Source organism: Streptomyces sp. NPDC044921, from assembly GCF_056432865.1.
Window position 1 is genome coordinate 239,719 of record NZ_JBWKIF010000012.1, and the last position, 23,001, is coordinate 262,719.

22 protein-coding genes and 1 pseudogene are annotated in these 23,001 nt (G+C 72.4%); 13 read left to right on the forward strand and 10 right to left on the reverse strand.

Going from position 1 to position 23,001, the window contains the following annotated elements; genetic code table 11:
• The first annotated feature begins 102 nt into the window (after positions 1 to 102).
• Entirely contained in the window at positions 103 to 453 is a 351-nt protein-coding gene (locus AC07DA_RS20905; protein ID WP_479129664.1) for a hypothetical protein, read from the forward strand.
• Here the strand turns inward: AC07DA_RS20905 and AC07DA_RS20910 are convergent.
• Entirely contained in the window at positions 431 to 1,123 is a 693-nt protein-coding gene (locus AC07DA_RS20910) for a FadR/GntR family transcriptional regulator (RefSeq protein WP_479129665.1), read from the reverse strand. The two genes, AC07DA_RS20905 and AC07DA_RS20910, sit on opposite strands and share 23 nt — an antisense overlap.
• 92 nt (positions 1,124 to 1,215) lie before the next feature.
• On the opposite strand from AC07DA_RS20910, the gene AC07DA_RS20915 reads away from it, so the two are divergent.
• The 4 genes from AC07DA_RS20915 to AC07DA_RS20930 all read left to right on the forward strand — a co-directional run bounded on the left by AC07DA_RS20915 (position 1,216) and on the right by AC07DA_RS20930 (position 3,762).
• Positions 1,216 to 2,622, forward strand: a complete 1,407-nt coding sequence (locus AC07DA_RS20915) for a CynX/NimT family MFS transporter (RefSeq protein WP_479129666.1) — start codon at positions 1,216 to 1,218, stop codon at positions 2,620 to 2,622.
• A gap of 63 nt (positions 2,623 to 2,685) precedes the next feature.
• Positions 2,686 to 2,802: an SGM_5486 family transporter-associated protein gene (locus AC07DA_RS20920; RefSeq protein ID WP_479129667.1), complete on the forward strand. Its 117-nt coding sequence runs from the start codon at positions 2,686 to 2,688 to the stop codon at positions 2,800 to 2,802.
• A gap of 169 nt (positions 2,803 to 2,971) precedes the next feature.
• On the forward strand, positions 2,972 to 3,178 hold the full coding sequence (locus AC07DA_RS20925; protein ID WP_479129668.1) for a hypothetical protein: 207 nt from the start codon (positions 2,972 to 2,974) through the stop codon (positions 3,176 to 3,178).
• Positions 3,179 to 3,243: 65 nt separating this feature from the next.
• On the forward strand, positions 3,244 to 3,762 hold the full coding sequence (locus AC07DA_RS20930; protein ID WP_479129669.1) for a SixA phosphatase family protein: 519 nt from the start codon (positions 3,244 to 3,246) through the stop codon (positions 3,760 to 3,762).
• 68 nt (positions 3,763 to 3,830) lie between these two features.
• On the opposite strand, the gene serB is transcribed toward AC07DA_RS20930, so the two are convergent.
• Both serB and AC07DA_RS20940 read right to left on the reverse strand, forming a co-directional pair.
• A complete protein-coding gene (serB, locus tag AC07DA_RS20935; protein WP_479129670.1) occupies positions 3,831 to 5,081 on the reverse strand; it encodes a phosphoserine phosphatase SerB in 1,251 nt (416 codons plus the stop codon).
• 157 nt (positions 5,082 to 5,238) lie between these two features.
• On the reverse strand, positions 5,239 to 7,593 hold the full coding sequence (locus tag AC07DA_RS20940) for a streptophobe family protein (protein ID WP_479129671.1): 2,355 nt from the start codon (positions 7,591 to 7,593) through the stop codon (positions 5,239 to 5,241).
• Positions 7,594 to 7,835: 242 nt separating this feature from the next.
• Between AC07DA_RS20940 and AC07DA_RS20945 the strand changes: the two genes are divergently transcribed.
• Positions 7,836 to 10,361, forward strand: coding sequence for an ABC transporter ATP-binding protein/permease (locus AC07DA_RS20945; RefSeq protein WP_479129672.1), 2,526 nt, complete (start codon positions 7,836 to 7,838; stop codon positions 10,359 to 10,361).
• 93 nt (positions 10,362 to 10,454) lie between these two features.
• Here the strand turns inward: AC07DA_RS20945 and AC07DA_RS20950 are convergent, their stop codons facing one another.
• The 3 genes from AC07DA_RS20950 to AC07DA_RS20960 form a co-directional block, all read right to left on the reverse strand.
• A complete protein-coding gene (locus AC07DA_RS20950; protein WP_479129673.1) occupies positions 10,455 to 11,183 on the reverse strand; it encodes a transglycosylase SLT domain-containing protein in 729 nt (242 codons plus the stop codon).
• Between the two features lie 342 nt (positions 11,184 to 11,525).
• Positions 11,526 to 12,620 (reverse strand): S-adenosylmethionine:tRNA ribosyltransferase-isomerase, encoded by a 1,095-nt coding sequence (locus AC07DA_RS20955; RefSeq protein ID WP_479129674.1) that lies wholly within the window; start codon positions 12,618 to 12,620, stop codon positions 11,526 to 11,528.
• On the reverse strand, positions 12,617 to 13,315 hold the full coding sequence (locus AC07DA_RS20960) for an SDR family NAD(P)-dependent oxidoreductase (protein WP_479129675.1): 699 nt from the start codon (positions 13,313 to 13,315) through the stop codon (positions 12,617 to 12,619). Before AC07DA_RS20960 ends, AC07DA_RS20955 begins: the two co-directional genes overlap by 4 nt.
• 274 nt (positions 13,316 to 13,589) lie before the next feature.
• On the opposite strand from AC07DA_RS20960, the gene AC07DA_RS20965 reads away from it, so the two are divergent.
• From AC07DA_RS20965 to AC07DA_RS20975, 3 genes are all read left to right on the forward strand, one after another.
• Positions 13,590 to 14,735 (forward strand): GAF domain-containing sensor histidine kinase, encoded by a 1,146-nt coding sequence (locus AC07DA_RS20965; protein ID WP_479129676.1) that lies wholly within the window; start codon positions 13,590 to 13,592, stop codon positions 14,733 to 14,735.
• Positions 14,728 to 15,369, forward strand: a complete 642-nt coding sequence (locus AC07DA_RS20970; RefSeq protein WP_479129677.1) for a response regulator — start codon at positions 14,728 to 14,730, stop codon at positions 15,367 to 15,369. The genes AC07DA_RS20965 and AC07DA_RS20970 overlap by 8 nt, the downstream gene beginning before the upstream one ends.
• Positions 15,370 to 15,525: 156 nt before the next feature.
• Positions 15,526 to 15,768 carry a chaplin gene (locus tag AC07DA_RS20975; protein WP_383332129.1) on the forward strand — a complete coding sequence of 81 codons (243 nt, stop codon included), beginning with the start codon at positions 15,526 to 15,528 and terminating at the stop codon, positions 15,766 to 15,768.
• A gap of 577 nt (positions 15,769 to 16,345) precedes the next feature.
• Here the strand turns inward: AC07DA_RS20975 and AC07DA_RS20980 are convergent.
• The gene (locus AC07DA_RS20980; protein ID WP_479129678.1) at positions 16,346 to 17,131 is read right to left on the reverse strand and encodes a hypothetical protein; all 786 of its coding nucleotides are present in this window, start codon (positions 17,129 to 17,131) and stop codon (positions 16,346 to 16,348) included.
• 161 nt (positions 17,132 to 17,292) lie between these two features.
• Here AC07DA_RS20980 and AC07DA_RS20985 point away from each other — a divergent pair.
• From AC07DA_RS20985 to AC07DA_RS20995, 3 genes and pseudogenes are all read left to right on the forward strand, one after another.
• Positions 17,293 to 17,823, forward strand: a pseudogene (locus AC07DA_RS20985) (ABC transporter ATP-binding protein); the annotation flags it as partial.
• Between the two features lie 362 nt (positions 17,824 to 18,185).
• Positions 18,186 to 18,617 carry an NfeD family protein gene (locus AC07DA_RS20990; RefSeq protein ID WP_479129679.1) on the forward strand — a complete coding sequence of 144 codons (432 nt, stop codon included), beginning with the start codon at positions 18,186 to 18,188 and terminating at the stop codon, positions 18,615 to 18,617.
• Between the two features lie 132 nt (positions 18,618 to 18,749).
• Entirely contained in the window at positions 18,750 to 19,709 is a 960-nt protein-coding gene (locus AC07DA_RS20995; RefSeq protein WP_479129680.1) for an SPFH domain-containing protein, read from the forward strand.
• 58 nt (positions 19,710 to 19,767) lie between these two features.
• Here AC07DA_RS20995 and AC07DA_RS21000 read toward each other — a convergent pair whose 3' ends face one another.
• The 3 genes from AC07DA_RS21000 to AC07DA_RS21010 form a co-directional block, all read right to left on the reverse strand.
• Positions 19,768 to 20,274: an HNH endonuclease gene (locus AC07DA_RS21000; RefSeq protein WP_479129681.1), complete on the reverse strand. Its 507-nt coding sequence runs from the start codon at positions 20,272 to 20,274 to the stop codon at positions 19,768 to 19,770.
• Positions 20,275 to 20,485: 211 nt separating this feature from the next.
• Positions 20,486 to 21,025 carry a YbhB/YbcL family Raf kinase inhibitor-like protein gene (locus AC07DA_RS21005; RefSeq protein ID WP_479129682.1) on the reverse strand — a complete coding sequence of 180 codons (540 nt, stop codon included), beginning with the start codon at positions 21,023 to 21,025 and terminating at the stop codon, positions 20,486 to 20,488.
• 52 nt (positions 21,026 to 21,077) lie between these two features.
• Positions 21,078 to 21,860, reverse strand: coding sequence for a sporulation protein (locus AC07DA_RS21010; RefSeq protein WP_479129683.1), 783 nt, complete (start codon positions 21,858 to 21,860; stop codon positions 21,078 to 21,080).
• A 145-nt stretch (positions 21,861 to 22,005) separates the two neighbouring features.
• Here AC07DA_RS21010 and AC07DA_RS21015 point away from each other — a divergent pair, with 145 nt between their 5' ends.
• Complete coding sequence (locus tag AC07DA_RS21015) at positions 22,006 to 22,647, forward strand: DNA-3-methyladenine glycosylase (RefSeq protein ID WP_479129684.1); 642 nt, start codon at positions 22,006 to 22,008, stop codon at positions 22,645 to 22,647.
• Positions 22,648 to 23,001 lie beyond the last annotated feature (354 nt).

The window sequence follows — 23,001 nt, forward strand, 5'->3', positions numbered from 1 at the left end:
CGTTCGGCTCAGCAGCCCGGGCGGGCCGGTTCGCAACTGGGCAGTCTGGAGTACGCGTTCACCACGTGAGCCCCTCCCCAGCACGGCCGAGGAGGTCCCCTTGTGCGCTTGTCCCGCCGAACGGTCTCACTGTCCCTCGCCGTCGCTCTGGTGATGACCCTGGCGTCCGAGGCGGTGCCCGATGCGCGGGTGCCCGCGGCCGAGCGCGAGTCCGCGGAACCGTTCGGTGCCGCCTGCCGCATCCGGGTCACCGGCTCCACGGTGACCGCCCACTGCCACAACCCCTATCCGGAGACCGACCGCGTGAGCCTGCACGTCGAGTGCGCCCGCTGGTGGGACCTCGACACCGACAGCGCGCCGGTGGCGACCGCGCCCGCACAGACCGTGCGGCTGACCGGACGCTGCTGGAAGGAGGTCGACGAGGTGTGGATCAGTCACCGGAAGGGGAGCTGACCCCGCCCAGGCGGCACAGGAACGGATAGCGGGCCGCCTGGGCCGCCGCCTGCTCCGCGTCGCCCGCGCGGATCGCGTCGAGCAGCCGTCCGTGCTCCATGTACGTCTCCGGCGTCAGCTCCTCGCCGACGTCCTCGCGCAGCCAGTCCCGCAGCACCTCGCCCAGGTCCGCGTACATGGCCGTCATCACGTCGTTGTGCGAGGCGGACACCACGGCCAGGTGGAACGTCGCGTCCGCGGTCACGAACGCCTCCGCGTCCCCGGACTCCCAGGCCTCCTCCCGCCGCAGCAGCAGCGTGTCGAGCTGCTTGAGGTCCTTCTCGGTACGCCGCTCGGCGGCCAGCCGAGCGGCCGCCGACTCCAGCGTGGAGCGCAGCTCGGCGACGTGCCGGGGGTCGGCGTCGGCGAACCGCCGCTGCATCACACCCGCCAGCTCGCTCGTCGCCACGACGTACGTGCCGGAGCCCTGGCGGATGTCCAGCAGGCCGTTGTGCGAGAGGGCGCGGACGGCCTCCCGGACGGTGTTGCGGGCGACACCCAGCTGCTCGACCAGCTCCGGCTCGGTCGGGATGCGGGAGCCGACCGGCCACTCGCCCGAGGTGATCTGGGCCCGCAGCGCGGCGATGACCTGCTCGGACAGGGCCGAACGTCGGGGATGGCTCAGAGGCATGGCTCACCTTCGCACGAGCGGCGGCCCGGAGGGCGTCCGGGGGCCGGACCGGAGTGGACAGTCAATCATCCCATGATTCTATGATGGGCCTCATGGCTCGTGAGGAAACCCGGACGAAGACGCGGACGACAACCCGGACGACCACACCCCCGGCCGTGCGCGGCTCCGCCGCGCCGGGCCCCGGGGAACCGGGCGGCGCGTCCCCGCGCGCGTGGACGATGCGGCTGCTGGTCGCGGGCATCGTGCTGTCCGCGCTCAACCTCCGCCCGGCCATCACCAGCCTCGGCGCCCTCCTGGAGGAGGTGCGCGACGGGCTCGGCATGAGCGGCAGCGTGGCGGGGCTGCTCACCTCCGTGCCGCCGCTGTGCTTCGCCGTCTTCGGCGTCATGGCCCCGCGGCTCGCCCGCCGCTTCGGCGCGGGAGCGGTGGTGTGCGCCGGAATGGCCGCCATCGCCACCGGCCTGCTGCTGCGGCCGTACACCGGGAGCACGGCCGGTTTCCTGGCCGCCAGCGCGCTCGCCCTCATGGGCATCGCGGTCAGCAACGTCCTGATGCCGGTCATCGTCAAGCACTGGTTTCCCGACCGCGTCGGCTCCATGACCGGCCTGTACTCGATGGCCCTCGCCCTGGGCACGGCCCTCGCGGCGGCGGTCACCGTGCCCCTGACCGACGCGCTCGGCGGGAGCTGGCAGTCGGGCCTGGCCCTGTGGGCGGCGCTGGCCGTGGCGGCGGTCGTGCCGTGGCTGCCGTTCGCCCGCGGCCGGCACGGCACCGGGCCCGTGCCGGACGGTGACGGGTCCCGGCCCGGCGCTCCCGGGTCCGTGCCGCGGGGCCCCGGGGAAGCGCCGGAGACCGACGCCACCGCGGCGCACGGCCCCACCGCGCCGGAAGCCGCCCGTGACGCGGCTCCGTCGCTGCGGATCACCCGCAGCCGCACCGCCTGGGCGCTGGCCGTCTTCTTCGGGCTCCAGGCCACCGCCGCCTACATCACCATGGGCTGGATGGCGCAGATCTTCCGGGACGCCGGTGTCCCCGCCGGCACCGCGGGGCTGCTGCTGGCGGTCACCATGGTCATGGGCGTGCCCCTGGCCTTCGTCATACCCCGCCTGGCCACGAGGCTGCCGCACCAGGGCCCGATCGTCCTCGCCCTGGGCGTCTGCGGCCTCGCCGGCTACGCCGGGCTGTACCTCGCGCCCGCCGCCGGCGCCTGGGCCTGGGCCCTGCTGCTGGGCATCGCCAACTGCGCCTTCCCGCTCGCCCTGACCCTGGTCGGCATGCGGGCGAGGACGGGCCCGGGCGTGGCCCAGCTGTCGGCGTTCGCCCAGAGCACCGGCTACCTGATCTCCATTCCCGGACCGCTCCTGGTCGGCGTCCTCTACCAGCACAGCGGAGGCTGGGGCCTGCCGATCGCGCTGATGAGCGCCCTGATGGTCCCGCAGATGGTGGTGGGCTTCCTGGCGGGCCGGGACCGCACGGTCGAGGACGAGGCGGGCCGCTGAGCCACGGGGGCCCGGCCCACCCCCGGGGCGCGCGGCGCGCGCGGCGGGTGCGACACTTGCCCCATGCCAGTGCTCGACCCCAATCCCCAGCACGGTCAGAAGAAGATGCTGCTCGTGTTCGGCGCCTTCTTCGCGATCTTCATCGTCATCGCGATCATCGCGACCATCGCCTCGCCCTGATCCCGGACGCCCGCACGGCCCGTGGTGGGGCTAGCCCCCCTGCCCCCTAGGGGGTGAGGCTCAGGGTCAAGTGGGTGGATCACCGGATGGGCCGGTGCCCGCGCATTCCGTAGCTTCGAGATGTGACCACGCCAGGCGGTCACGGACCACTCGGAGAGCGGAGGCAGACATGTCGGCTCCTGTGCACACCCGGCCCCATCCGGCGACCCGGGCCGGTGCCGACAGCCGACTGCCCTGGTGGGCCCTCGCCCTGCCCGCGCTCGCCTTCACCGCCCTGCTCCTGCTGATCCTGCACCCGTCCGACGCCCACGCGGCCACGGGCGACCCCGCGATCACCCACCTCGTCGAGCGGATCCAGCAGCTGACAGCCCACTGAGCACAGCCGGAGCCGGTGGTCAACTCCCTGCGCCCTGTGGCGTGTTTCATGCGAAGCTGGATCTCATGAGCGTCGCAGAACCCCGCAGGATTGTCCTCTTCCGCCATGCGAAAGCCGACTGGCCGCAGGTGACCGATCACGAGCGTCCGCTCGCCGACCGGGGCCGTATGGAGGCGGCGGAGGCCGGGCGCCGGCTCGCCGACACCGGCATCCCCTTCGATCTGGCCCTGTGCTCCACCGCGGTCCGCACCCGGGAGACCTGGAAGCTCGCCGTCCAGGAGTTTCCGCAGCGGCCGAAAACCGTCTACGAGGAGCGGATCTACGAGGCCTCGCCGGGTGAGCTGATCGCCCTGCTCAACGAGGCCCAGGACGACGTGCAGAACCTCCTCGTGATCGGCCACAACCCGGGGATCCAGGGGCTCGCCGAGGTCCTGGCGGGCTCGGCCGAGGACGACGCGCGCGAGCGGATGGCCCGCCGCGGCTTCCCGGCCGCCGCCTTCGCCGTGCTGTCGTTCACGGGCTCGTGGAAGAGCCTGGAGCCGGGCGTGGCCACCCTGCGGGACTACTGGGCGCCGGCCGAGTGACCCGCTCCGCGTGACGGGCCCGGCGCCACACGCGCCCGCCGGGGTCTCCCGGCGGGCGCGGGGGCGGTTCAGACCGTGTCGACGGTGTCCGCCGCCTCGACCTCTTCGCGGGTGATGCCCAGCAGGTACAGCACCGTGTCCAGGAAGGGGAAGTTCACCGCGGCGTGCGCGGCCTCGCGCACCACCGGCTTGGCGTTGAAGGCCACGCCGAGACCGGCCGCGTTCAGCATGTCCAGGTCGTTCGCGCCGTCACCGATCGCCACCGTCTGCGACAGCGGCACGCCCGCCTCGGCGGCGAACCGGCGCAGCAGTCGCGCCTTGCCCGCGCGGTCGACGATCTCGCCGGTGACCTTGCCCGTCAGTCTGCCGTCGACGATCTCCAGCGTGTTGGCCTGGGCGAAGTCCAGCCCGAGCCGCTCCTTCAGATCGTCCGTGACCTGGGTGAAACCGCCCGAGACGACGCCCACTTGGTAGCCCAGCCGCTTCAGTGTGCGGATCAGGGTGCGCGCGCCGGGCGTCAGCCGCACCTCGCTGCGCACCTTGTCCACGACGGAGGCGTCCAGCCCTTCCAGCAGCGCCACGCGCGCGTGCAGGGACTGCTCGAAGTCCAGCTCCCCGCGCATCGCGGCCGCCGTCACCTCGGCGACCTTGTCCTCGCAGCCGGCGTGCGCGGCGAACAGCTCGATGACCTCGTCCTGGATGAGCGTCGAGTCGACGTCCATGACGACCAGGCGCTGCGCGCGCCGGTAGAGGCCGGCGGCGACCACCGCCACGTCGACGCCGAGCTTCGCCGCGTCGGTGACCAGGGCGGTGCGCAGCGGCTCGGTCTCCACGCCGGAGACGGCGAACTCGACCGCGGTCACGGGGTACTTGGCGAGCCGGAAGATACGGTCGATGTTGCCGCCGGTCCTCGTGATCCGCGCGGCGATCGCCGCGGTGGCCTCCGCGGTGAGCGGGTGCCCGAGCACGGTGACCAGGGAGCGGCCCAGGCCGCGCGGCCGGTTGTCGCCGAGGCCGGAGATGATCTCCGCCTGCATCTTCATCGACTCGGCCCAGCTGTGGACGGTCGCCCGCAGCCCGCCCTCCAGGCCGGCGGGCGGCTCGGTCACGAGCGCGCACAGCACCATGCGGCCACGGGTGACGACCTGCTCGATGTCGACGACGTCGACGGAGTAGGCGGCGAGGGTGTCGAAGAGGCCGGCCGTGATGCCGGGCCTGTCCTTGCCGAAGATCTTGACCAGCAGGGTGGGGACGTCGGCAGGGACGTCGGCAGGGACGTCGGCAGGGACATCGGAGGACGAGGTCTGCGAAGCGCTCATGGTGGTTCCACCGTATCCGGCGGGCGGCCCGCACCGCCCCCGAGGTCCGCCTGGCGGACAGGGAACAGTGGGTGTCGGGAGGGTGGCGTGAACCTTGCGCACGGGGCCGAGGGACGGCTGGCGGGGCCGCGGGCGCAGGCCGGCCGGGCCCAGGGGCTCACCGACCTCCGCGCGGTTTCCGCGGCGGTGGGGGAGGCGGCGGCGGGGGAGGCGGCCCGTCGTCCGGCCGGGCGGGCGGACCGTTCCCGTTCCTGGGCCCGGGGGACTGGCGGGGTCCGCGCGGAGGAGGCGCGACGGGCCGCACGACCGTGGGCGCGCCGTAGATGTCCCCGTCCCCCGGGCCGCCGGAGTCGTCGTCACCCGGCCTGGCGTCCTCCGGCTCCCGCAGGTCGTCCGGGACCCGCAGGTACGGGTTGGTGGCCGGGTTCGGCGGACGGTACGGCACACCCGGCGCGTAAGGCCCGGCTTCCCGGCCGTACGACGCCCGCCCCCTCCCGGCAGAGCCAGGACCGCCGGACTCTCCGGGCCCGGCCCCCGGAGACGTCCCCGCCCCGGGCGGCGGTGTGTCCGTGGCGGACCCGGGGGGCGTGGCGCCGGCCGGATCCGACCGCCCCGCCGTTTCGCGACGGACTCCCGGCCCGGGCGGCGGGGCGTCCGTGCCGTACGTGGAGGGTGTGGTGGCCGCGCCCTGCTCCCTCCCTCCCGCTCCCGGCCCGGGGGGTCGGTCCTCCGTGCCGTACCGGGGCGGTGCGGTGGCCGCGCCCGGATCTCTCCGCCCCCCTCCCTCGGGTACGGCTCCCGGCCCGGGCGGTGGGACCTCGGCGCGGTACCCGAGGGGCGTGGTGGCCGCCCCCGCGTCCCGCCGTCCCGTTCCCTCGCGTGCGGGTCCCGGCCCGGGCGGCCGGGCCTCCGCGCCGTACCCGGGCGGTGCGGTGGCCGCCCCCGCCCCCGCCGTCCGGCCCGCCCCCGTCTCGCGCCACCCGGCGTTGTCGTCGTGCCCCTGCCGCCACCCCGTGCTGGTGCCGCCCAGCCCCGGGTGCCCGGCACTCCCGGCGCCCCCGTCGTACGCCCCCACGGAACCGCCCGCCCCGGCGCCCGCCGCGTACGAGCCCCCCGGCCCGCCCAGCGCAAGGACCGCGGCCGAGCGGCCCGCCACCCCGCAGCCCCACGCCAGCACCGCCCCCGCACCCCCGGCCCCCGCGCCCCACACCGCGCCCAGCAGCAGGGCCGGGCCGAGGTGGCCGTGCAGGTCGATGCCCGCGCCGAAGGCGTCGAAGCCGAGGACGGACAGGGACGCGGTCACGGACACCTCCGTCAGCCAGGCCAGCAGCGGCAGGGCGAGCGCCGTCACCACGCCGAGCCGCAGCGCGCACCGGCCCGCGAACGCGAGAGCACCCGGGCTTCCCGGGGCGTTCCGCGCCACCGGCGTCCGGACCGCCGTCAGTACCCCGGCCAGCAGCATCATCAGCGCCGCCGCCACGGCCAGCAGCCACACCCGCCCGTCCAGCTCGGCCAGCCGCCCCAGCGTCACCGGCCGGTCCGTGCCGGAGGCGAGCAGGTCGTCCAGGGGGTCCGGCAGGTAGCGGGTCAGCTCGCCCGTGGCCCGGCCGTCCCACGGCACGAACAGGCCGAGCGGGACACCCAGCCACACCCCGTTCGGCGCCCCGAGCAGCGCCGCCCCGGCGATACGGCGCGGGTGGCCGTCGCCGGTCGCCGCGTACGCCGCTGCCGCGAGCCCCGCCGCCACCGCCACCAGCACCACGGTCACCAGCGCGGACACCGCCGGCCGCACGACCCGGTGCACGGCCTCCCAGCCCGGCGGCAGCGGTGTGCGGCGGGACGCCAGCAGGGCGATGAGGAGGATCCCGGCCGACCACCCGAGGCCGCCGAGCAGCGTCGGCGCCGTGTCCACCGTGAAGCCGACCGCCGCCCGCGCGCCGACCAGCTCACCGAGCCGGTCCGGCAGCAGCCCTCCGAGGTCCCCGAGGCCCGGGACCTCGACGCTCCCGCCCCCGCCGGGCACGTCGTCAAGCCCCAGCGACCCCCCGTCGATCGTGATGACATCGTGTCCCGCCCACGCCAGCCCGCCCAGCATCGCCACGAACAGCGCGACCACCGTGCCCGCGCGCGCGAGGAGTTCGGCCGGTGGGACCACAACTCCCGCCGCCCGCAGGGACCGCAGGAAGAACCACGACAGCAGCACCGCCCCGACCAGGCTCACCCCCAGTGGCGTGATCTCGATGGCCGTGTCCGCCTCCGCGCCCGTCAGGCCGAACGCCGACACGTCACCGGACGGCGTGACCGACCCACCCGCCGCGAGGGCCACCACCGCCGCGGTCATCGGCCCCAGCGAACCCGCCGCGTCCGCGTCCAGCAGCCGCAGGCCCAGCGCCGCGACGCCCGCCATCCCGATCAGCGCCCAGCTCACGGCGGCGACGGCGGACATCAGCACGTCCCCCCACGGCACGCGCGCACCGCTGCTCGCCGGCTCCACACCCGTCGCAGCACCCATGGCAGACCCCCCGATCCGCTCCGCGGCGGGAACACCGCGCATGTCCCCCTCGCGTCGAAATACCACTCTCCGGCCCGTTTTCAACCCCGTCAACGGAATCGGCGGAAGCGCGTGCGTGCCCGCTTCGCAAGGCCCGACTTTCGGTCAGGGGGCCGCTCCTGAAATAGTTCCCCCCGATGTTCGACATCCCTAGACTCCCCATGTCGGGGGATAACTCGGGGGACAACTCAGTGGGGCATGGAGTGCCGGAACTCGTACTGGAATCAAACGGACGTACCTGGACGCTCGATCCGTCCAGGGCATACACCCTCGGACGTGATCCGCAGGGGGACGTCGTCTTCGACGACGCCAGGGTCTCCTGGCGTCACGCCACGGTCAGCTTCAACGGCCGCAGTTGGGTCATCGAGGACCACGGCAGCACCAACGGCACGTTCGTGCAGGGGCAGCGCATTCACCAGATGGAGCTCGGCCCCGGCTCGGCGGTCAACCTGGGCAACGCGACCGACGGCCCGCGCCTGAACCTGTCCGGCGCCGCGGCCTCCGTCGCCACGCCGCAGGCCCAGCCCCAGCAGCAGCCGTACGCGGCGCAGGGCGCCGGCGCCGGCTGGGGGCAGCAGGCTCCCGCCCAGCAGCCGCCGCAGCAGCAGGGCCCGCAGGCCGGCTGGCAGCAGCCGCAGCAGCCGGCGGCGCACATCCCGCAGCAGCAGGGCCCCGGCGGTGTCGCGGGGGCACCGCCGGTCTACGGCGACCGCAGCCCGACCACGTTCCACCAGTTCTCCCTCGGCCGCGTGATGCGCATCGGCCGTGCCCTGGAGAACGAGCTGGTCGTCTCCGACCTGCAGGTCTCGCGGCACCACGCCGAGTTCCACGCCACGCCCGACGGGCGCATGGAGATCCGCGACCTCGGCTCGCACAACGGCACGTACGTCAACGGCCAGCCGATCCCCAAGGGCGGCTCGCAGCTGCTCGGCCCGACCGACGTGGTCGGTGTCGGCCACTCGACGTTCCGGATCGTCGGCGACCGGCTGGAGGAGTTCGTCGACACCGGCGAGGTGTCCTTCTCCGCCCGCCACCTGACCGTCACGGTCGACGGCGGCAAGCAGATCCTGAAGGACGTCTCCTTCGGCGTCCCGGAGAAGTCGCTGATCGCGGTCATCGGCCCGTCCGGCTCCGGCAAGTCCACCCTGCTCAAGGCGCTCACCGGCTACCGGCCCGCCAACCAGGGCGAGGTCCTCTACGACAACCGGAACCTCTACAAGCAGTTCGCCGAGCTGCGCCAGCGCATCGGTCTGGTCCCGCAGGACGACATCCTGCACAAGGAGCTGACCGTCAAGAAGGCCCTCAAGTACGCGGCCAAGCTGCGCTTCCCCGCCGACACCACGGCGGCCGAGCGCGAGGCCCGGATCGACGAGGTGCTGCGCGAGCTCAAGCTCGACATCCACAAGGACAAGAAGGTCACCTCCCTCTCCGGCGGCCAGCGCAAGCGCGTCTCGGTCGCCCTGGAGCTGCTGACCAAGCCGTCGCTGATCTTCCTGGACGAGCCGACCTCGGGCCTCGACCCGGGCATGGACCGCGACGTCATGCAGTTGCTGCGCGGTCTCGCCGACGACGGCCGCACGGTCCTCGTCGTCACCCACTCCGTGGCGGAGCTGGCCCTGTGCGACAAGCTCCTGGTGATGGCGCCCGGCGGTTCGGTGGCCTACTTCGGCCCGCCGGAGGAGGCGCTGAACTTCTTCGGCTACGACACCTGGGCCGACGTCTTCTCCGCCTTCGAGAACTACCGCGACTACGACTGGGCGGGCCGCTGGAAGGGCTCGCAGCACTACCAGATGTACGCCGCGGACCTGGACGCGGTGGCGCCGCAGTCCGTACAGGTTCCGCAGATGCAGGCGATGAAGCCGCCGAAGCCGCAGGGCTGGATGTCCCAGTTCGTCACGCTCGTCCGGCGTTATGTCTCGGTGATCGCGTCCGACAAGGGCTTCCTGGCGCTGATGGTGATCCTGCCGGCCGTGCTCGGCGCGGTGAGCCTGCTCATCGACGCGGACAGGGGCCTGCTGCCGAACCCGGCCAACCCGCAGACCGGCCGGATCATCCCGAACGGCACGGCCACCACGGTCCTGCTGATCCTCGCGGTCGGCGCCTGCTTCGCCGGCGCCGCCAACTCGGTCCGCGAGCTGATCAAGGAACGGGTCATCTACGAGCGGGAGCGCGCCACCGGCCTGTCCCGCTCGGCGTACCTGATGTCGAAGGTGTTCGTGCTCGGCATGATCACCGTGCTGCAGGGCCTGCTGGTCGGCGTCATCGGTTTCTCCAGCCGGGAGATCCCGGAGGAGGGGCTGATCCTCGGCGGCGCCACCCTCGTCGAGCTCTCCATCCCGATCATGGCGCTGGGCTTCACGTCGATGATGTTCGGCCTGATCATCTCGTCGCTGGTGAAGACCGCCGAGAAGACCATGCCGCTGCTGGTGATGTTCGCGATCATCCAGGTCGTCTTCACCGGCTGCCTGTTCACGCTGCACGGCTCGATCGGCGTCAACCAGTTCTCGTTCCTGATGCCGTCGCGCTGGGCGGTCGCGGCCGCCGGCGCCACGCTGGACTTCAACAAGATCAGCCCGCCGGAGACGGCCGGGGACACCGACCCGCTGTGGGAGCACACGGTCGGGGCCTGGGTCATGGACATGAGCGCGCTGCTGGCGCTCGGCGTGATCTGCGGCTTCTTCGTGGCCCGCTTCCTGCGCCGCCACGAGCCCGAGGTCATGCGCAAGTAGTCGCCTGCGCACCGCGTCCGAAGGGCGGCACCCCGTCAGGAGGGTGCCGCCCTTCGGCGTTCGTTCAGCGAAGCAGAGAGGTCCGCGCCAGCCTCAGTACGCGCTGTTGACGTTGTCCATCGAGCCGTACTTGTCGGCCGCGTAGTTGCAGGCGGCGGTGATGTTGGCTACCGGGTCGTAGATGTCCCAGGAGGTGCCGGGGACGTGCCAGTGCTTGAAGGTCGGGGGGATGACCTGGAGCAGGCCCTTCGACGGGATGCCGTTGATGGCGTTGATGTCCCAGTTGTTGATCGCCCGCGGGTTGCCCGAGGACTCCCGGATGATGTTCCGCTTGATGCCCTCGTAGGAGCCGGGGATGCCGTGCTTCTTCATGACGTCGAGCGACTCGCGGATCCAGCCGTCCAGGTTGTTCGGGTAGCTCTTCTTGGCGGCCTTCTTCGCCTCGGCGCGCTTGGCGGCGCGGCTCGCGGCCTCCTTGGCCTGGCGCTCGGCCTCGGCCTTCTTCTTCGCCGCCTCGGCGGCGGCCTTCTTCTTGGCGGCGGCAGCGGCCTCGGCCTTCTTCTTGGCCGCTATCTGCTCCGCCTTCACGCTGGCACCGGCCATCTGGTCGGTGACGCTCGCCTTGACGTCCTTGATCTGCTCGTTGCTGAACGCCACCGCAGCCGGCTGAGCGGCCTCGGTCGTGGTCGTCGTCGACGCCCCGCTCGGCACCGCGGAGAACCCGATGGCGGCGGCACCGAGGGTGGCGACACCGGCCATGGCGATCTTGTGGTGACGGGTCAGGCTACGACTCTGAACACGGCTGAAGATGTTCTTGGGCATGCTGAGTGGACCTCTTCGAATAGCGCGGGAGTCGCTCGGCGTCCGGCGTTGGACTCGGTGTGTTTCCGACACGAACGCCGCGGGGCAGAGCCCACGGCGCTGAGCGACGACAGCCATTCTTAGCGGCCGCAAAATGACGTGGCAAAGGTGTGACGTACGAAAGAAGATAGTGGATCAGGGAGGGGCAAAAGCGGGCAGATTGGACTATCCGCGCCGCTCAATAGGGGCGACTTTGTCTCCTATGCACTTTCGTACGTGACGTGCGCCCTATGCGCGGGCTCACATGGGGCGCCACGCCTTCTCACCGCCCGTTGCACGAGCGATGCTCTGGGTGAGGCCCTCTCAGGGCAGCACGAGGTGCACGTCGCCGAACTCGTGCCACAGGTAGCGGCCTTGCAGCGCCGCCTCGTACCCCCGCTGGACCGCCTCCCGCCCCGCGACCGCCTCCAGCATCAGCAGATGCGAGGCCTCCGGCTCGTGCAGCCCGGTCAGCAGCCCGTCCACCACCCGCACCCCCCGCTCCGGCGTGACGACCAGATCCGTCCACCCCGCACGCGCGCGTACCGCCCCGTCGGCACCGACCGCCGACTCCACGGCCCGCACCGCCGTCGTCCCGACCGCCACCACCCGGCCCCCGCCGGCCCTCGCCGCGTTGATCAGCCGCGCCGACGCCTCCGGCACCGCGTACCGCTCCGGACAGGGCGGCTCGTGCGCCTCCGCCGACGCCACCCCCGCGTGCAGCACGACCGGCGCGAACTGCACCCCCCGGCTCACCAGCTCCGCGACCAGCCGGGCCGTGAAGGGCCGGGCCGCGCTCGGCATCTCCGCACTGCCCGCGCCGTCCGGGGAAGGCAGCGCGAACACCGTCTGGTAGACGGACAGCGGCTGGTCCCGTTCCGTGTAGGCGTAGCGGATGGGCCGCCCGTGCTCGCGCAGCAGCCCCGGTATCCCCGGCCCGGAGACCCGCGCCCACCACAGCCGCTCACTCCGCCCGTCCAGGGGCTCCTCCAGCACCAGCCGCGCACCCCCGGGCAGGAACACCTCCGTCCCCGCGGGGCTCCCCGCCCGTCGCCCGCCCCCACCCTCGCGCGGAGCGTCGCGCGCCACCTCTTCCCCCCGCGCGCGCGTGGTGCCCCGCCCGTCGGGCTCCCGCAGCTCCACCGCCCAGCGGCCGTCGTCCCCACGGGTGGAGAAGTGCACCACCACGCGCGCGTGCCCAGCCCACCCGTCGACGGCCGCCGCCAGCGTGGCCGAGGTGTTGACCACGAGCAGGTCCCCGGCCCGCAGCAGCCGCGGCAGCTCCGCGAACGTGTGATGGGCCACCTCGGCACCCCGCGACACCAGCAGCCGCACGGCGTCCCGGTCCAGACCGGGCCCTCGCTGCTCGGCCGGCAGCCGGGCTGACAGCTCCTCGGGCACCCGCAGCGCGAGCGTCATACGACGCCGTCCACCAGGGCCGCGGCCGCGTACCGCCCGCTCGCCGGCCGCTCGTCCAGCAGCCGCAGGAACCCCGGCACGACCGTCTCCGGCGCGGGCCGCGGCTCCCGGTCCTCCGGCACGGCCGCCGCGTAGAGGTCCGTGGCCATGTCCCCGGGGTCCACGGCCCAGACCCGCAGCCCCGGCTCCTCCACGGCGAGCACCGCCGCCAGCTGGTCCAGGGCCGCCTTGGACGCCCCGTAGCCGCCCCAGGTCTCGTACGCCTCCGCCGCGGCGTCCGAACTGACCGTGACGACCGTGCCCGCCTCGGAGGCCCGCAACAGCGCCAGCCCCTCCTGGACCAGGCCGAGCGCGGCCACCACATTCACCTCCAGCGCCCGCCGCAGCCCCGGAAGGGGCAGCTCCTCCAGCCGCACCAGCGGCTCGATGCCCAGCGCGCTCGCGTTGTGCACCAGCAGATCGAGGCCACCCAGCCGCCACGCCGCCTCGACCAGGGCCGCCCGGTGGGCGGCGTCCGTGACGTCCCCCGGCACGGCGGTCACCCGCGTACCGTGCCCGGAGACGGACTCCGCCGTCTCCGCCAGGGCCCCGGCACCCCTCGCGTCGAGCACCAGATCCCAGCCCCGCCCGGCCAGGGCCTCGGCGAGCGCCCGGCCCAGACCCTTCGACGCCCCGGTGATGATGGCAACCGGCATGATCAACTCCCTCGTCGTGACCGAAGTGCCCTCACGGTAGGAACGGGCCCGCCCGGACCGCCTCCGCCCCGGGCCGCAAGCCCCCGGGTCCCTTCGCCCTACACCACCGGCCCACCGTCCCCGGACCTAGGTCAACCGCCGGAAACGTCCGGGCCGCCCCCGGTCCTACGCCACCCCGCCCGGCGCCTCCGCCCCGCGACCTAGGTCCACGGACCGGGCACCCGCGGCCACCGGTCCGATCCGCGCTGTCACAGCCCGCCGGTACCGTGAGGACATGAGCCACGGCCCCCGGTCCGGCCTCGCCGCGGTGAGTTCCGCGTTGCTGGCCATGAGCAGGCACCTCGAGGTGCGCGACGTCCTCAAGACGATCGTCGCCTCGGCCCGCGAGCTGCTCGACGCGCAGTACGCCGCGCTCGGCGTGCCGGACGACCACGGCGGCTTCGCCCAGTTCGTCGTCGACGGCGTCAGCGAGGAGCAGTGGAAGGCCATCGGCCCCCTCCCGCGCCAGCACGGCATCCTCGCCGCGATGCTGCACGAGGCCAGGTCCGAGCGCCTCGCCGACGTCCGCAAGGACCCCCGCTTCGGGGGCTGGCCCAAGGCCCACCCCGACCTGGTCGACTTCCTGGGCCTGCCCATCCGGGACGGCGACGAGGTGATCGGGGCCCTGTTCCTCGCGAACAAGAACTGCACCAAGCCCGAGGGCAGCTGCGGCTTCACCCGGGACGACGAGGAACTGCTCGGCATCCTCGCCCAGCACGCCGCGATCGCCCTCACCAACGCCCGCCTCTACGAGCGCAGCCGCGAACTGACCATCGCCGAGGAACGCTCCCGCCTGGCCCACGAACTGCACGACGCGGTCAGCCAGAAGCTGTTCTCGCTGCGTCTGACGGCCCAGGCGGCCGCCCGGCTGGTGGACCGCGATCCCTCCCGCGCCAAGGGCGAACTGCAGCAGGTGGCCGCCCTGGCCGCCGAGGCGGCCGACGAACTGCGCGCGGCCGTGGTCGAGCTGCGCCCGGCCGCCCTCGACGAGGACGGCCTGGTCGCCACGCTGCGCACGCAGATCCAGGTCCTCGACCGCGCCCACAGCGCCCGCGTGACCTTCACCGGCCACGGCGTCAGGGCCCTGCCCGCCTCCCAGGAGGAGGCCGTCCTGCGCGTCGCCCAGGAAGCCCTGCACAACGCCCTGCGCCACTCCGGCGCCAACCACGTCGACGTGACCCTGGAACGCCGCGGCGGCGGCGCCGTCCTGCGGGTCACGGACGACGGCAGCGGCTTCGACCCGCAGGCCGTCCGCCGCGCGGGGCGCCACCTCGGCCTGGTCTCGATGCGGGACCGGGCGAGCGGCGCCGGCGGCTCGCTGACAGTGGAATCGGCGCCCGGCAAGGGCACCACGATCGAGATGGAGGTCCCCGGTGGCTGACGCGATCAAGGTCCTGCTCGTCGACGACCACCAGGTCGTCCGCCGGGGCCTGCGCACGTTCCTGGAGGTGCAGGACGACATCGAGGTCGTCGGCGAGGCGGCCGACGGCGCCGAAGGGGTCGACCGCGCCGAGGAGTTGCGGCCCGACGTCATCCTCATGGACGTCAAGATGCCGGGCATGGACGGCGTCGACGCCCTGCGCAGACTCCGCGAGCTGGACAACCCCGCGCGCGTGCTGGTCGTCACGAGCTTCACCGAGCAGCGCACGGTGGTCCCGGCCCTGCGCGCGGGCGCCGCCGGGTACGTGTACAAGGACGTCGATCCCGACGCCCTCGCCGGTGCCATCCGCTCGGTGCACGCCGGGCACATCCTGCTCCAGCCGGAGGTCGCCGGCGCCCTGCTCTCCCAGGAGGAGGCCAACTCCGGACCCGGCCGCGGCAGTTCACTCACCGAGCGGGAGCGCGAGGTGCTCGGCCTGATAGCGGACGGCCGCTCCAACCGGGAGATCGCCCGCGCGCTCGTCCTCTCCGAGAAGACCGTCAAGACCCACGTCTCGAACATCCTCATGAAACTCGACCTGGCCGACCGGACCCAGGCCGCCCTGTGGGCCGTTCGCCATGGCGTGACCGGCTGACACGCTCACCCCACGGCAACACGGAAGGTTGCGTTCCGGACAGAGATTCATACTGTCGTGGGAACGTCCCCCATTCGGCGCATCCTCGATGATCCTCCGCCGTTCTCCAGTGCGTGCTGCGGCGCCTGCCGCGGCAATCGCAAGGAGGGCTCAGAAGTGAAGAACCTGAAGAAGGCAGCGGCCGTGACGATGGTGACCGGTGGCCTGCTGGCCGCGGGCGCGGGCGTCGCCTCCGCCACCAGCGCGCACGCCGACGGCCAGGCCGCGGGCTCCCCGGGCGTCGGCTCGGGCAACGTGATCCAGGCCCCGGTGCACGTCCCGGTCAACGTCTCCGGCAACAGCGTGAACGTCGTGGGCGTCCTGAACCCGGCCTTCGGCAACCTGGCCGTCAACCACTGACGCCCCGCCTCCGTCTCCGAGCCGGAGGTGACACCGGCCTCCCGGACCCACCCGGGAGGCCGGCCTGCTCGACTACGAACATGCGCACCGCCCAGCCGCGGGCTCCTGTCCCCTTCAGCCGCGCCCATCCGTTCCGGCCGGCCGCGGGCTCCTGTCTCGCTCAGCCGCGCCAGCCGTTCCTGGTCAGCCGCCGGCCCCGTCCCGTTCAGCCGGCCTAGCCGCTCCGGCCAGCGGCGGGCACCCGCTCAGCTGACCCAGCCTCCGGCCAGCGGCGGGCACCCGTCCCGCTCAGCTGCGGGCATGCGTGCCGCTCGGGGCGGCACGGGTGGGCGCAGCGGCACCCCGCTCCGCCGGGCTGCGCGACGCCCCGCCCCCGGCTTCGATGCCCAGCACCTGCACCGCCCCGGGCCCGGCATACCGCACCCCGCTCCGCCGGGCTGCGCGACGCCCCGCCCTCAGCTTCGATGCCGAGCACCTGCACCGCCCCGGGGCCGGGATACCGCACCCCGCTCCGCCGGGCTGCGCGACGCCCCGCCCCTGGCTTCGATGCCGAGCACCCGCACAACCCGGGGCCGGGTCACCGCACCCCCCGCTCCCGCTCCTCCACAACGGAGTTGTACGCCGCGACCTGCGCCCGCCGAGCCGTCCGCTCCACCGGCCGCAGCGCCTCCCGCCGCGCGGAGATCTCGGCCGCGCTCACCGCACCCCCGTACCCGCTCTCCGTGGCCACCCCGATCAACGCCCCCACCCGCTGCGCCAGCTCCAGCACCCGCACCGCCCGCGGCGGATACCCGGGCGCCAGCACCTCCCGCCCCCGCTCGGCACGGGCCCGGTACGCGTCGACCGCCGCCTCCGCCACCGGCCCCGACCCGGCCACGTCCAGCCGGGTCAGCACCTCGGTGGCGTCCCGCAGGGCCTCCGCGAGCTCCCGCTCCGCCTCGCCCAGCGACGGCACGTCCGCCGGCGGCGCCTCCCGCACGGGCAGCACATGCCACACCACCTCGACCTGCACACCCTCGGGCCCGGCCTCGTAGACGTCCGGCACCAGCCCGAGTGCGGTCCCGTGACAGACCACCGCCTCCTCGGCCTCCAGCGCCCGCGCGTTGAACTCCGGCGGCCCGCTCAGCCCCAGCGGATGCCCCGGCGCCGGCAGCGCCACCCGCAGCCCGGTCGCGCCCAGGGTCCGCAACCGCCCCAGCGCGAGTGTCAGGCCGACCTGGCCCGGCTCACCGGGCAGTCCCTCCACCCGGTGCACCGTGTCCTCGCCGACGATGGCGAGCACGGCGTCATCCGGCGAGACAAGTCCGGCCAAAAGGGCATTTCCCCAAGCTGCGAGACGTCCAGCGCGCGGTTCCGTGAGCATGCTCCCACCCTAGGACCCCCCAAGGACCGGACCGAGGGAATGCCCCGGTCGGCCGGTGGCGTAGATTTCATGGAGGGCTGCGCCCACCGGCGCGGCGGACCGAGCCACAGGCGTACGCGACAGCCGAGACCGGCCACACTGCAAGGGGAGACAACGCGCTCATGAGCGATGTTCTGGAGCTTCAGGACGTATCCGTGGTCCGCGAGGGCCGGGCTCTGGTGGACCAGGTCTCCTGGTCGGTCAAGGAGGGCGAGCGCTGGGTCATCCTCGGCCCGAACGGCGCCGGCAAGACCACCCTCCTGAACCTCGCTTCCACCTACCTCTACCCCAGCTCGGGAACCACCACCATCCTCGGCGAGACCCTCGGCCGGCCCGGCACCGACGTCTTCGAACTGCGCCCCCGCATCGGCATGGCCGGCATCGCCATGACCGAGAAGCTCCCCAAGCGCCAGACGGTCCTGCAGACGGTCCTCACCGCCGCTTACGGCATGACCGCCACCTGGCACGAGGACTACGAGGAGATCGACGAGCAGCGTGCCCGCGCCTTCCTCGACCGCCTCGGCATGAGCGAGTACCTCGACCGCAAGTTCGGCACGCTCTCCGAGGGCGAGCGCAAGCGCACCCTCATCGCCCGCGCCCTGATGACCGACCCCGAGCTGCTCCTGCTCGACGAGCCCGCCGCCGGCCTCGACCTCGGCGGCCGCGAGGACCTCGTCCGCCGCCTCGGCCGCCTCGCCCGCGACCCCATCGCCCCCTCGATGCTCATGGTCACCCACCACGTCGAGGAGATCCCGCCCGGCTTCACCCACGTGCTCATGATCCGGCAGGGCAAGGTCCTCGCCGCCGGCCCGCTGGAACTCGAACTCACCTCCCGCAACCTCTCCCTGTGCTTCGGCCTCCCGCTCGTCGTCGAACAGGTGGGCGAGCGCTGGACCGCCCAGGGCCTCCCGCTGTCCTGACCCGGCCCCCCACACCGCAAGTCCCCGAGCGAGAACGGCATTTCACACACCGGGCGCCCTGTCGGCGACCCGGTCGCCGGTCCTACCATGACCACGTGGACATCGACGCATGGCTGTGGTGGCTGATCGGCGCGACGGCGCTCGGTATCGCGCTCGTGATCACCGCGATGCCGGAACTGGGCATGCTCGCGGTGGGAGCCATCGCCGCGGCGGTGGTCACCGGCGTCTTCGGCGGCGGAGCCGTCGCCCAGGTCGCCGCCTTCGCCGTGATCTCGACCGCGGGCATCGCCGCCGTACGGCCCATCGCGAACCGGCACCGCTCCCAGCGCCCCCAACTCGTTACCGGCGTGGACGCGTTGAAAGGCAGACAAGCCGTCGTCCTGGAACGCGTCGACGCCTCCGGCGGCCGGATCAAGCTGGCCGGCGAGGTCTGGTCCGCCCGCGCCCTCGACACCGGCCGTACGTACGAGGTGGGCCAGGAAGTGGACGTCGTGGACATCGAGGGAGCCACCGCGATCGTCATGTGACCTCGCACGACGTAACTGGAGTGAACTCCTCGCCAGCTACGCGACGGTCTGTCAGACTCGACCAGCAAGATCTTCGACAACCATAAGATCTGCCGAAGACGCCGCAGCGGAGAAGGGACACGGGGAACGACGATGGAACCGGTCATCATCGTCCTGATCATTCTGGTGGTGTTGGTCTTCATCGCCCTGATCAAGACGATCCAAGTCATCCCACAGGCCAGCGCGGCCATCGTCGAGCGCTTCGGCCGCTACACGCGGACGCTCAACGCGGGCCTCAACATCGTCGTCCCGTTCATCGACACCATCCGCAACCGCATCGACCTGCGCGAACAGGTCGTCCCGTTCCCGCCCCAGCCGGTGATCACCCAGGACAACCTGGTCGTCAACATCGACACCGTCATCTACTACCAGGTGACCGACGCCCGCGCCGCCACCTACGAAGTCGCCAGCTACATCCAGGCGATCGAGCAGCTCACCGTCACCACGCTGCGCAACATCATCGGCGGCATGGACCTGGAGCGGACCCTGACCTCCCGCGAGGAGATCAACGCCGCCCTGCGCGGCGTCCTCGACGAGGCCACCGGCAAGTGGGGCATCCGCGTCAACCGCGTCGAGCTCAAGGCCATCGAACCGCCCACCTCCATCCAGGACTCGATGGAGAAGCAGATGCGCGCCGACCGCGACAAGCGCGCCGCGATCCTCCAGGCCGAAGGTGTCCGGCAGTCCGAGATCCTGCGCGCCGAGGGCGAGAAGCAGTCCCAGATCCTGCGCGCCGAAGGTGAGGCCAAGGCGGCAGCCCTGCGCGCCGAGGGCGAGGCCCAGGCCGTCCGCACGGTCTTCGAGGCCATCCACGCCGGCGACCCGGACCAGAAGCTCCTCTCCTACCAGTACCTCCAGATGCTCCCGAAGATCGCCGAGGGCGACGCCAACAAGCTCTGGATCGTCCCCAGCGAGATCGGCGACGCCCTCAAGGGCCTCTCCGGCGCCATGGGCAACTTCGGCGGCATCGGCGGCGGTTCCGGCGGCAACGGCGGCGCCGCGGCGGGCCAGGTCCCCGCCCAGGAACGCCGGGAGAAGCCGTCCATCGACTGACCGGCACACACATGCGCGGGGCCCGCTTCCCAGGAAGCGGGCCCCGCGCATGTGACCGCTAGGCGGCCGGCTGGGCCAGCCACTCCGGCAGCGCGTCGAAGTCGTCCCGCCCCAGCGCCAGCAGCATCGCGTCGGCCGGAGTCGGCTCGAACGGCTGCCGCAGCAGCGGCATCCCCGCCTCGTCCGGAGTCCGGTTCGCCTTACGGTGGTTGTCCTCCGCGCACGAGGCCACCGTGTTCAGCCACGTGTCCTGCCCACCCTGCGACCGCGGCACCACGTGGTCCACGGTCGTCGCCCGCCTCCCGCAGTACGCGCACCTGTGCCGGTCCCGGACCAGCACACCCCGCCTCGACCACGGCGCTCGTCTTCGGAACGGCACCCGTACGTACTGGCACAGCCTGATCACCCGGGGCGCGGGTATGTCCACCGCAGCTCCCCGCATGCGCAGTTCGGGGTGGGCCTGCTCGACGACGGCCTTGTCCTGAAGCACCAGAACGACGGCTCGGTTCAGCGTCACCGTCGACAACGGCTCGAAGCTCGCGTTGAGTACCAGCGTGTCCCGCATACCAGCCCACCTCCCGTGTGCACCGGCCCACCCCCTGGCGGGCTGGGATCAACTCTGGCCGGGCACGCCGGGATGGACAACGCAATATCTGCTGCTCCCACGGGGGGTGCCCCCCGCGACCCCCGGCAACAAAAATGCCCGCTCCTGATCAATTCCAAGACCAGGAGCGGGCAAACGTTCCATGAACTCCGGGATCGCCCGGACGACCGGCTCAGCCCTCGGCGGGCACCTCGTACTCGCCGATCAGCTGGGCCCGGCCGATCGTGTGGAACCGCAGGTTGAAGCCCACGACGGCCGGCGACGCGTCCGCGTCCGGGCCGAGCTTCTCCTGGTCCACGGCGTACACGGTGAACACGTACCGGTGCGGCCCGTCCCCGGGCGGCGGCGCGGCCCCGCCGAAGTCCCGGCTGCCGTAGTCGTTACGGGCGTGAACAGCGCCCTCCGGCAGCCCCTCGAACTTGCCGCTGCCCGCACCCGCCGGCAGCTCCGTCACCGAAGCCGGGATGTCGAACAGCACCCAGTGCCAGAACCCGCTGCCCGTCGGGGCGTCGGGGTCGTAGCAGGTCACGGCGAAGCTCTTGGTCTCCGGCGGGAAACCCTCCCACCGCAGCTGCGGCGAGGTGTTGCCGGCCGCGTGGACCTGAGCGTCCTTGAGCGTCGCCCCCTCCTGGACGTCCTCACTCGTCACCGTGAACGAGGGAACGGGCGGATGGAAGTCGTGGGGGAGCGGCCGCCGCTTGAGCTCGGTCACCTCGGTACCTCCTGATCGGTTCGTGCAGTCGACCCCGAGCCTAGGCCCTCACCTAGAACCAGTTGCGCTTGCTGCCCACTTCGGAGAGCCACTGGTTGAGGTACGCCGTCCAGTCCGTGCCCTGGTAGTCGTTGAGCCCCACCTGGAACGACCGGAACGTGTCGCTGCCCTCGCTGAACAGCCCCGGCTTCTTGTCCATCTCCAGCACCACGTCCATGGCGTGCTCGTCGGCCACGAAGCTCAGCTCCACCTGGTGCAGCCCCCGGTACTGCTGGGGCGGGAAGAACTCGATCTCCTGGTAGAACGGCAGCTTCTGCCGCGTCCCCCGGATGACGCCCCGCTCCATGTCCGCGTTCTTGAACCGGAAGCCCAGCTGGATGAACGCGTCGAGGATCGCCTTCTGCGCCGGCAGCGGATGCACGTTGACCGCGTCCAGGTCACTGGAGTCCACCGCCCGCGCGATCTCCAGCTCCGTCGACACCCCGATGTTCATGCCGCGCAGCGCCTGACCGTCGATCATCGTGATCGGGGTCTCCCACGGGATCTCCAGCCCGAACTGCACCGCGTGCACCGCGTTCGCCTGCAGCTCGAACGCACCGCCCAGCCGCGACTTCGTGAACTCGATGTCCTGCTTGTACTCCTGGTCGCCGCTCTCCACCTCGACCTTGGCCTGCAGCCCGACCGAGAGCCCCTCGATCTGCTGGTTCACGGACCCGCCCTGGATCCGCACCTCACCCTGGACGACACCGCCCGGCACGACGTTGACCTCGTGCAGCACCGTCTCGACCGAAGCCCCGCCGGCCCCCAGGCTCGCGAGCAGCTTCTTGAACGCCATGTCTCTCCCTCTCGCCCACTACGGGTGGATCCCTGATCCCTGTAAACGCGATCCGGCCGTGGCCGGTTCCACTCCCTCACCCTGGCAAGACCGGTGAGCCGCGGCCACCCCGCCGCACCCCGCGTCTCCAGTACCCTCGGACGGCATGATCGCGACCCCCGACCGTACGCCCCTGCCCAGGGAGTTCTTCGACCGGCCCGTCCTCGAGGTCGCCCCCGATCTCCTCGGCCGCATTCTGGTCCGCTCCACCCCGGACGGTCCGATCGCCCTCCGCCTCACCGAGGTCGAGGCCTACGACGGCGCGGACGATCCCGGCTCCCACGCCTATCGCGGCCGCACGCCCCGCAACGAGGTGATGTTCGGTCCGCCCGGACACGTGTACGTCTACTTCACCTACGGCATGTGGTTCTGCATGAACCTCGTGTGCGGTCCCGAGGGAAAGGCGAGCGCGGTCCTGCTGCGCGCGGGCGAGATCATCGAGGGCGCCGAGCTGGCCCGCACCCGTCGACTCTCAGCCCGGAACGACAAGGAACTGGCCAAAGGCCCGGCCCGCCTGGCCTCGGCCCTGGACGTGGACCGCTCCCTCGACGGCACGGACGCGTGCGCCTCCGGGACCACCCCCCTCCGGATACTGACCGGCACGCCCGTGCCCTCCGACCAGGTACTCAACGGTCCCCGCACCGGTGTCGGCGGTGAAGGGGCCGTGCATCCCTGGCGCTTCTGGGTCGCCAACGACCCCACCGTCAGCCCTTATCGGGCCCATGTCCCGAGGCGCCGCCGAAGTTGACTCGTCCAGCCGAGATGCGTAATGTAGCCCGAGCCGCTTGAACCGGGTACGGCGTTCGCCAGCAGCCGGAAGCGGCCAAACCACTACCTAGCGACTCCCCTCAGCAGGGGCGAATTCGGCGTGCCCGCATGCCCGAATTCGACGCCGACGGACTCGATTATGAGTTGGACGGCGAATCGGCTAACGTAGTGAATGTCGAAAGGCCGACGGACGAAAGTCCTGGCCGGAAGGCAAATCCCGCCGACAGGGAATCGGATCGGAAAAGGATCTGATAGAGTCGGAAACGCAAGACCGAAGGGAAGCGCCCGGAGGAAAGCCCGAGAGGGTGAGTACAAAGGAAGCGGCCGTTCCTTG

What these genes read in the sequence shown, in the direction of transcription:
- AC07DA_RS20980 (WP_479129678.1), bottom strand. Translation starts at nt 17,131, where the DNA reads ATGCTCACGGAACCGCGCGCTGGACGTCTCGCAGCTTGGGGAAATGCC.
- AC07DA_RS21015 (WP_479129684.1), top strand. Translation starts at nt 22,006, where the DNA reads ATGATCGCGACCCCCGACCGTACGCCCCTGCCCAGGGAGTTCTTCGAC.
- AC07DA_RS20930 (WP_479129669.1), top strand. Translation starts at nt 3,244, where the DNA reads ATGAGCGTCGCAGAACCCCGCAGGATTGTCCTCTTCCGCCATGCGAAA.
- AC07DA_RS20925 (WP_479129668.1), top strand. Translation starts at nt 2,972, where the DNA reads ATGTCGGCTCCTGTGCACACCCGGCCCCATCCGGCGACCCGGGCCGGT.
- AC07DA_RS20950 (WP_479129673.1), bottom strand. Translation starts at nt 11,183, where the DNA reads ATGCCCAAGAACATCTTCAGCCGTGTTCAGAGTCGTAGCCTGACCCGT.
- AC07DA_RS20955 (WP_479129674.1), bottom strand. Translation starts at nt 12,620, where the DNA reads ATGACGCTCGCGCTGCGGGTGCCCGAGGAGCTGTCAGCCCGGCTGCCG.
- AC07DA_RS20920 (WP_479129667.1), top strand. Translation starts at nt 2,686, where the DNA reads ATGCCAGTGCTCGACCCCAATCCCCAGCACGGTCAGAAGAAGATGCTG.
- AC07DA_RS20915 (WP_479129666.1), top strand. Translation starts at nt 1,216, where the DNA reads ATGGCTCGTGAGGAAACCCGGACGAAGACGCGGACGACAACCCGGACG.
- AC07DA_RS20995 (WP_479129680.1), top strand. Translation starts at nt 18,750, where the DNA reads ATGGAACCGGTCATCATCGTCCTGATCATTCTGGTGGTGTTGGTCTTC.
- AC07DA_RS21000 (WP_479129681.1), bottom strand. Translation starts at nt 20,274, where the DNA reads ATGCGGGACACGCTGGTACTCAACGCGAGCTTCGAGCCGTTGTCGACG.
- AC07DA_RS20965 (WP_479129676.1), top strand. Translation starts at nt 13,590, where the DNA reads ATGAGCCACGGCCCCCGGTCCGGCCTCGCCGCGGTGAGTTCCGCGTTG.
- serB (WP_479129670.1), bottom strand. Translation starts at nt 5,081, where the DNA reads ATGAGCGCTTCGCAGACCTCGTCCTCCGATGTCCCTGCCGACGTCCCT.
- AC07DA_RS21010 (WP_479129683.1), bottom strand. Translation starts at nt 21,860, where the DNA reads ATGGCGTTCAAGAAGCTGCTCGCGAGCCTGGGGGCCGGCGGGGCTTCG.
- AC07DA_RS20940 (WP_479129671.1), bottom strand. Translation starts at nt 7,593, where the DNA reads ATGGGTGCTGCGACGGGTGTGGAGCCGGCGAGCAGCGGTGCGCGCGTG.
- AC07DA_RS20910 (WP_479129665.1), bottom strand. Translation starts at nt 1,123, where the DNA reads ATGCCTCTGAGCCATCCCCGACGTTCGGCCCTGTCCGAGCAGGTCATC.
- AC07DA_RS20960 (WP_479129675.1), bottom strand. Translation starts at nt 13,315, where the DNA reads ATGCCGGTTGCCATCATCACCGGGGCGTCGAAGGGTCTGGGCCGGGCG.